Source organism: Microbispora sp. H10836, assembly GCF_012999525.1.
Classification (GTDB): Bacteria; Actinomycetota; Actinomycetes; order Streptosporangiales; family Streptosporangiaceae; genus Microbispora.
On record NZ_JABBWU010000034.1, the window covers coordinates 62511 to 69733 of the forward strand.

The 7223-nt window shown below is 68.9% G+C and carries 8 protein-coding genes; 4 read left to right on the forward strand and 4 right to left on the reverse strand.

Going from position 1 to position 7223, the window contains the following annotated elements:
* Positions 1-62 precede the first annotated feature (62 nt).
* A complete protein-coding gene (locus tag HHX30_RS38325; protein ID WP_211593354.1) occupies positions 63-1910 on the forward strand; it encodes an FAD-dependent oxidoreductase in 1848 nt (615 codons plus the stop codon).
* Between the two features lie 91 nt (positions 1911-2001).
* Here the strand turns inward: HHX30_RS38325 and HHX30_RS38330 are convergent, their stop codons facing one another.
* Together HHX30_RS38330 and HHX30_RS38335 are read right to left on the reverse strand one after the other, a co-directional pair.
* Positions 2002-2433, reverse strand: a complete 432-nt coding sequence (locus HHX30_RS38330; RefSeq protein WP_169988848.1) for a nuclear transport factor 2 family protein — start codon at positions 2431-2433, stop codon at positions 2002-2004.
* On the reverse strand, positions 2430-2918 hold the full coding sequence (locus tag HHX30_RS38335) for a MarR family winged helix-turn-helix transcriptional regulator (protein ID WP_211593356.1): 489 nt from the start codon (positions 2916-2918) through the stop codon (positions 2430-2432). The genes HHX30_RS38330 and HHX30_RS38335 overlap by 4 nt, the downstream gene beginning before the upstream one ends.
* Before the next feature lie 157 nt (positions 2919-3075).
* On the opposite strand from HHX30_RS38335, the gene HHX30_RS38340 reads away from it, so the two are divergent.
* The gene (locus HHX30_RS38340) at positions 3076-3681 is read left to right on the forward strand and encodes a DUF1707 domain-containing protein (protein WP_169988850.1); all 606 of its coding nucleotides are present in this window, start codon (positions 3076-3078) and stop codon (positions 3679-3681) included.
* Between the two features lie 192 nt (positions 3682-3873).
* Positions 3874-4524 carry a class I SAM-dependent methyltransferase gene (locus HHX30_RS38345; protein ID WP_169988851.1) on the forward strand — a complete coding sequence of 217 codons (651 nt, stop codon included), beginning with the start codon at positions 3874-3876 and terminating at the stop codon, positions 4522-4524.
* Between the two features lie 43 nt (positions 4525-4567).
* Here HHX30_RS38345 and HHX30_RS38350 read toward each other — a convergent pair whose 3' ends face one another.
* A complete protein-coding gene (locus tag HHX30_RS38350; RefSeq protein WP_169988852.1) occupies positions 4568-5413 on the reverse strand; it encodes a class I SAM-dependent methyltransferase in 846 nt (281 codons plus the stop codon).
* A 255-nt stretch (positions 5414-5668) separates the two neighbouring features.
* On the opposite strand from HHX30_RS38350, the gene HHX30_RS38355 reads away from it, so the two are divergent.
* Entirely contained in the window at positions 5669-7045 is a 1377-nt protein-coding gene (locus HHX30_RS38355) for a serine hydrolase (RefSeq protein WP_169988853.1), read from the forward strand.
* Between the two features lie 22 nt (positions 7046-7067).
* Here the strand turns inward: HHX30_RS38355 and HHX30_RS38360 are convergent.
* Positions 7068-7223 (reverse strand): helix-turn-helix transcriptional regulator (locus HHX30_RS38360; RefSeq protein ID WP_169988854.1); only part of this gene is annotated, 156 nt, incomplete at its 5' end.

Genomic DNA, 7223 nt, shown 5'->3' on the forward strand with positions numbered 1-7223 from the left:
GCCGCTCCATGACCATGACGTCGAAACTCACCCTCCGTAACCGTCTCGCGGAGGAGGAGTTCGTGGTCACAATCGACCGTCGGGGATTCGCCAAACTGGCCGGGCTGGGCGCGGTGGGATCGGTCATGAGTCCGGCCCTGGGCGCGGCCCCCGCCTCGGCGGCGCGCGCGCCGTACGCGGGAGAACGCTGGCAGGCCTGTCTTCGGGTGGCGCGCGACCACCTGCTCGTCGACAAGGACGGCGACGACCTCAAGCACCGCTACCTGAAGGTGCTCATCGACGAGGGCCTGCCCAGGACCCGTACGCCCAAGAGGGTGCTGATCGTGGGGGCGGGCATCTCCGGCCTCGTGGCCGCCACGCTGCTGAAGCGGGCCGGGCACCACGTCACCGTCATCGAGGCCAACGGCAACCGGATCGGCGGCCGGATCAAGACCTTCCGGACGGGGTTCCAGGACCGGCGGCAGTACGCCGAGGCGGGGGCGATGCGCATCCCCGACTTCCACCCGCTGACGCTGGCGCTCATCGACAAGCTCGGCATCACGCGCAGGCCCTTCTACAACGTCGACGTGCCGCCCGGCGCGCAGCCCCGCGGACCGGTGCCGCCGGTCGTCTACACCTCCTACCAGGGGCGGGAGTGGCGTTCCGGCCCGCCCAAGGGGGCCTTCACCGCCCCCGCGCGGATGAACCACACCCTCATCCACGTCAACGGCCTCACCCAGCGGCGCGACGAGTACGCCAAGGACCCTCGCCGGATCAACGCCTCGTTCGGCCTCAGGGACGGCCGCACCGCGGCCCAGATCCTCGACGCGGCACTGGACCCGGCGAGGGACTACTACTCCGTGCGGAGGGGTGACAAGCGGATCGACAAGCCGCTGCCGGATCTGATCGACGGCTGGGCCCGGCTGCTGCACGACTTCGACGGCTACTCGATGTACGCCTATCTGAAGGAGCACGCGAAGCTGAGCGACGAGGCGATCGACGCCATCGGCACGCTGGAGAACCTCACCTCCCGGCTGCCGCTGTCGTTCATGCACACGTTCCTCACCCGCAGCCTCGTCAACCCGGACGCGACCTACTGGGAGATGGCCGGCGGCAGCAGGGAACTGCCGTACGCGCTGGAGCCGGGCCTGCGCGAGGAGATCCGGATGGACCGCAGGGCCGTACGGATCGAGACCTCGCGTCGTGGCGTCCGCATCTCGACGGTCAGCGAGGCGGGCAGCACCGAGTCGGAGTTCACGCGGCAGACTCCGCGGGAGACGTTCGAGGGCGACGTGGCGATCATCACGGTCCCGTTCTCCGCGCTGCGCCACGTCGAGATCGCGCCGGCCATGTCCTACGCCAAGCGCCGGTCGATCATGGAGCTGCACTACGACTCCGCCACGAAGGTGCTGCTGGAGTTCCGCAGGCGCTGGTGGGAGTTCACCGAGGAGGACTGGAAGCGTGAGCTCGGCTCCCGTTACCGGCCCGGGCGGGCGGCGCACGTGACGGGCGGCGGCTCGGTCTGCGACAACGCCAACCGGTTCATCTACTTCCCCTCGCACCCCGTGCCCGGCAGCGAGGGCGGCGTCGTGCTGGCCAGCTACTCGTGGGCCGACGACGCGACCCGGTGGGACTCGATGGACGACGAGGAGCGGTACGGCTACGCGCTGCGAGGGCTCCAGGAGGTGCACGGAGACCGCGTCGCGGAGTTCTACACCGGCCGGGGCCAGACCCAGAGCTGGATGCGCAACCGCTACGCCTTCGGCGAGGCCGCGGTCTTCACGCCCGGTCAGATGACCGAGATCCACCCCGCCATCGCCGTCCCCGAGGGCCCGCTGCACTTCGCCGGGGAGCACACCTCGCTCAAGCACTCCTGGATCGAGGGCGCGCTGGAATCGGCCGTACGCGCGGCCCTGGAGGTCAACGGCTGACTCGTGCTCCCGCGGGGTCCTCGTGCCCGGGACCCCGCGGGTCTCCCCGCAGCCGGTGACGGGACCTTCGGGGCGCGACCGGTCGCCGACCCTACTGTTCCCGGTTTCCCGGATCCGGCTCGATCTCGGCTCTCATCGGCTGCCAGGGCGAGGCGTCGAACACCAGCGTGATCGAGACGATCTTGCCGTCCTCCAGGCGGAAGTGCTCGGCCGTGCGCTGGGTGCCGGCGGGCGTCGCGGTGTGCACGTCGTATACCAGCGTCGCCTCGGCGTCGCCGTACAGCTCGCTGATGAGGTCGACCCCGGTCACGATCGACACGAAGCCGGGCAACGTCGCCAGATGTCCCTCCCGGTCGGTGGAGCTGAAAAACGGGCTCTGGAACCGGAAGGGCTCTCCCAGGTGTGCGGCGGCCGTCGGCACGTCCCCGCGGAAACGCGCCTCGTGATACCCGCGTACGGCGCGGCGCGTCTGTTCCTGCGTCTGTGTCTGTGTCTGTGTCTGTTTCTGGGCGGACACGGTCATGAGTGGGACCCCATCTGACGAAGGTGGGCGGCGAGGCGTTGCTGGTTGGCGGCCAGGCGCAGGCACAGATCGCGGAGCACGGCCAGTTCCTCGGGTGCGAACCCTTGGAACAGCGCCTTCATGGCCAGCTGCGACGGCTTGCGGAAGGCCTCGACCCAGTCCCGACCGGCCGGGGTGATCTCGGCGAGGACGGAACGCCGGTCCCCCGGGTCGGGGACCCGGCGGACCAGCCCGTCGCGTTCCAGCGTGTCGACCAGTCCGGTGACGTTGCGGGAGCTCACCCCGGCCGCCCGGGCGAGCTCGCCGATGCTGATCCCCCGGTCGCTCCCCACGAGCCGGATCAGCAGGTCGAGAGCGCCCGCGCTGACCCCTCTGCCCTCGGAGCCGTGGGCCCGCAGGCGCTCGACGGCGTGACAGGCGGTCCGGACCGCCGCGCTCGCCTCGAAGGCGCGCAGATCGCCGTCGTCACCGGCCAACCTCGCCATCGCCGTCCTGGCTCGAGGGTCGTAAAGCAGGCCGTCCGGGTCACGCTCGTATGTATGTACATCCTTCATAGTAGAAAGAGAGATTAGTACGTACTTCCCGATCGCGCTACCGCGTTAACGCTCCCTGTCGGGTCGAATGAGAACTATCGTGACCAACATGGAAAACGCCCCTCAGCGCCGCGACTCCCCGACGTCTCACCTGCGCGCCTCCGACAGCAACAGGGAGCAGATCGCCGCCATACTCGGTGAAGCCCTGAGCACTGGTCAGCTGAGCCACGAGGAGTACTCCGAGCGCCTCGACACCCTCTACCAGGCCAAGACGGTCGGGGAGCTCGAAGTCCTCACCCAGGACCTGCAGGTCGAGGGGCACCGTCCGGCCGCGAGCCCGGTGTCCTACGCACCCAGCGCGAGCACCGATCCGGACAACATCATCGCCGTCTTCGGCGGCGCCGACCGCAGGGGCCGCTGGCGGGTACGGCGCCAGACCAGGGCGCTGGCCGTCTTCGGCGGCGTGCGGTTCGACCTGACCGAAGCCGAGTTCGAGGCCAAAGAGGTCGAGCTCACGATCAACGCGGTCTTCGGCGGGGCCGAGATCATCCTGCCCGAGGGGGTCGAGGTGCGCTGCAAGGGCGTCGGCATCTTCGGCGGCTTCGACGTGGCCAACAGCCCGACCGTCGACCCGTCCGCGCCGGTCATCGTGATCAAGGGCCTGGCGTTGTTCGGCGGAGTGGCCGGCAAGGTCCGGCGCCGGCGCGACCGCTGAGCGCCCCTTCCCGTCGGGCCTCCCCGAGTCGCCGGGGTCCTGCGCAGCGTGGTCTCGCGCCGTTCCGCGCCTCATCTGTCGCCAGCTGACGCCAGGACCGGCGGTGGCATCGGTTGAAGCCGTCGGCGCCGGTCCACCGGCCGGGATCAGCACGGCGGCTTCGAAGCAGCGAGTGGATGGGGGTGATCTGTCGTGGCCGAGCCGGACTTCCTGCTCTCCACACGAGCGTCGTACGACGCGGTCGCCTCGGCGTACGCGGGACGCTTCCACGACGAGCTGGCGGCCAGGCCCGTCGAACGAGCGATGCTCAGGGCGTTCGCGGAGCTGGTGCCGCCCGCCGAGCCGGTCGCCGACATCGGTTGCGGCACCGGTCACGTGACCGCGCATCTGCACGACCTGGGACTGTCCGTGTTCGGGATCGATCTGTCGCCTCAGATGGTCGCGCTGGCACGGCGGCGGCATCCCGGGCTGCGGTTCTACGAGGGATCCATGACGGCGCTGGATCTGCCGGACCGGACCCTCGGCGGCATCCTGGCCATGTATTCGATCATCCACATCCCGCGAGAGCGTCTGCCGCAGGTGTTCGCCGAGTTTCACCGGGTCCTGGCGCCGGGCGGCCGTGCGCTGCTCGTGTTCCAGGTCGGCGACGCCCACGAGCGTCGCACGGAGGCGTTCGGTCAGCCGATCTCGCTCGACTGCTACTGGCGGTCCCTGGAGCACATCGCCGAGTTGCTGGGCCAGGCCGGGTTCGCCGAGGACGCCCGCCTGCTGCGCGAGCCCGACGAGCACGAGAAGCTCCAGCGCGGCTGTCTCCTCGTCCGCAGACCGGCAGACGTCGTCTGATCGGTATCTGGAGAACCGTCGACGATCCCTCGTGACGTTGCCGTCACCGCTCACCAGGCGGCTTGCGCCAGATCATGATCTCGGTCGCGGGAGGACGCTCCGCGAAGCGGTCGTCGGGCGACGCCTGCCGCAGCACCGCGCGCAGGTCACGCTCGAAGTCCCCCAGTCTGTCGCCGAACAGGTGCGGGGCGGAATCGGATCGGGAGAACACCCACGCCACGATGTCGTCCGCGGTGCGGTCGGCCACTTCCCCGGCCGGCACGACATGTCGTTCGAAGTTCTCGAACCCGGCCCGTGCCAGGACGAGGTCCTCCCGGTCCGGCGTGCCGTTCGCGAGCGTTCCCTGTCCCGCGCGGCGTACCGGGCCGAGGTACCGGCGCACCAGGTCGCCGATCCGCGCGTACGGAGGAGCGGGCAGCGGTGGTGGCGCCGGTTCGGCGGGCGGCTTCTGCAGATCGCTCATGTGGACGAACGCGCCTCCCGGCTCCAGCATCTCCAGCACTGTCGCAGCGACGCGATCCCGATCCGTCCAGTGGAAGGACTGAGCGAACAGAACGGTCCGGAACGTCCCCAGACCGGCCGGTAAATCCTCGGCGCGGGCGGCCAGCCAGCGCGCGTTGGTCACCCCGCGACGCTCAGCCTGTCGCCCGGCCTCGGCCAGCATGTCCTGGTCCGGGTCGATGCCGACCACCTCGGTGAAGAACCGCGCGAGGGCGAGTATCACGGTGCCCGGTCCGCAGCCGACGTCGAGGAGCCGGCCCCGGCCGTCCAGGCCGAGGGCCGCGGCCAGTGTTTCCGCGAACCCCGGAGCGTACGGCAGCCTGCCGCGCTCATAGAAGGGCGCGCATCCCCGAAACAGGGTGTCGTCCCACTGCCACCCGTCAGGCATATCGATTCCCCCATAAGTCACAGGACGTCGGGCGCTCACCCGGCACGAGCCGGAGTCCACCCGTCAAGGTACCCCTTACTTCTGCAGAAAGGAAAAAGGAGCCGACAGCCGTTTGCGACCACCCGCCGAACGGAAAGCAAGCCCAAGAAGAAGGGTCCGCCTGGCGTTTCCACAAAAAACGCCGGAAGTCTGGACTGCTGTACGCTCGATGGGGAGAAAATGGCCAAGTGTCCTAATGTTGTCAGATTCGTTGCGATGTTCTCCGCGCTCGCCGGCGGAGCCGCACCCTTGGGCATCCCCGCCGTCGCCGAATCCGCTGCCGGCGCCGTCCTGAGCGGCCCAGACGTCGACCACCCGGCAGCCCATCAGCGTCAACGCGACAAGCAGCGGCAGTCGGAACGCGAGCGGCAGCGCCAACGTCAGAACCTGATCCGCGACGTCACGCTTGCCCTCACACCGGCACAGAAAGGCGACACGGATTCGCGGGCTCTGCCGTACAACTGGCAGAAAGCGGACGCGGTCGCGAATTCTCACAACAATCAGGAAAGCCTGTCGGAAATCACGAACCGGCCCGTTCAGAAGGCGGATTCGTCACCGGCAGCGCCGGATGGTTCCACCGGCGCGAAGATGCTGTCATACCTGCGGGATCTGGCCGCGGACAAGCAGTTCACCGGCTCGGCGCTGGTGGTGCGGCGCGGAGAGGTGCTGGCGCGGTTCGCCGGCGGCTTGGCCGACGAAGAGAAGCGCATCCCCAACCGGCCGGACACGGTCTACCGAGTCATGTCGGTCACCAAGCAGTTCACCTCGATGCTCGTGCTGAAACTGCGCGACCGCGGGCTGCTCAAGCTGGACGACCGGATCTGCCCGTATCTCGTCCCGGCGTACATCAAGGCCTGCCCGACAGCGTGGCGGCCAATCACGATCCGTGAGTCGCTCACACACACCTCGGGCATCCCCAACATCGAGAAACTGCCCAGCTACCTTGCCAATGTCACGCGACCGACCACGACCCGGGAACTCATCCAGCAGTTCGTGAACCTGCCACTGGACTTCAAGCCCGGCACCAGCTGGAAGTACACCAACTCCGGATACGTCCTGGCCGGCGCGATCATCCAGGCGGTGACGCACAAGCCGTACGGCGACGTACTGCACGAGCTGATCACCGGCCCGCTGAACCTCCGGCACACCGGTTACAGCAGGGGATATCCGCCCGACGGATACGCGAAGGGTTACTTCACGCTCGGGTCACCGGCCCCGCTCCTCAACGGCTCCGAGCTGTTCGCCGCGACCGGCATCTACTCCACCATCGACGACATCGCCCGCTGGGACCGGGCGTTCGGCTCATACCGGGTCGCACCACCCGCCACCGTCAAGCAGGCGTTCACGCCACAGGCGCCGTGCCCCTCCACCGGCTGCCTCAACCTGCCGTCGACCGCGTACGCCTTCGGCTGGCTCGTCGACCGGCTCCAGGGACACCGGCTCCGCTACCACCCGGGTCTTTCCCAGGGCTACACGGCGAGCAACATGTATCTGCCCGACGACGACATCGAGGTCGTCGTGCTCAGCAACGTGCAGGACACCGACACCGCCGGCATCGCCCGACGGCTCGCCACGATGGCCCTCGACGGTTGAGTGCGGGCTGCCTTGGAGTGCGTCACCCGGTACCGGCGAGTGCGGGTGACGCCGGGCCGATAAGGGCCGACATACGGGCCAGGACGGCGGGGTTGATCCAGTAGTACACCCAGGTGCCCCGGCGTTCGGAGTCGATGAGCCCGGCCTGCTTGAGCACCTTGAGATGGTGGCTGATCGT

Bases quoted from the DNA above. Each gene is read 5' to 3' on its own strand.
- HHX30_RS38330 (WP_169988848.1), bottom strand. From the start codon at position 2,433: ATGACCGTGTCCGCCCAGAAACAGACACAGACACAGACACAGACGCAG.
- HHX30_RS38335 (WP_211593356.1), bottom strand. From the start codon at position 2,918: ATGGCGAGGTTGGCCGGTGACGACGGCGATCTGCGCGCCTTCGAGGCG.
- HHX30_RS38340 (WP_169988850.1), top strand. From the start codon at position 3,076: ATGGAAAACGCCCCTCAGCGCCGCGACTCCCCGACGTCTCACCTGCGC.
- HHX30_RS38350 (WP_169988852.1), bottom strand. From the start codon at position 5,413: ATGCCTGACGGGTGGCAGTGGGACGACACCCTGTTTCGGGGATGCGCG.
- HHX30_RS38355 (WP_169988853.1), top strand. From the start codon at position 5,669: ATGTTCTCCGCGCTCGCCGGCGGAGCCGCACCCTTGGGCATCCCCGCC.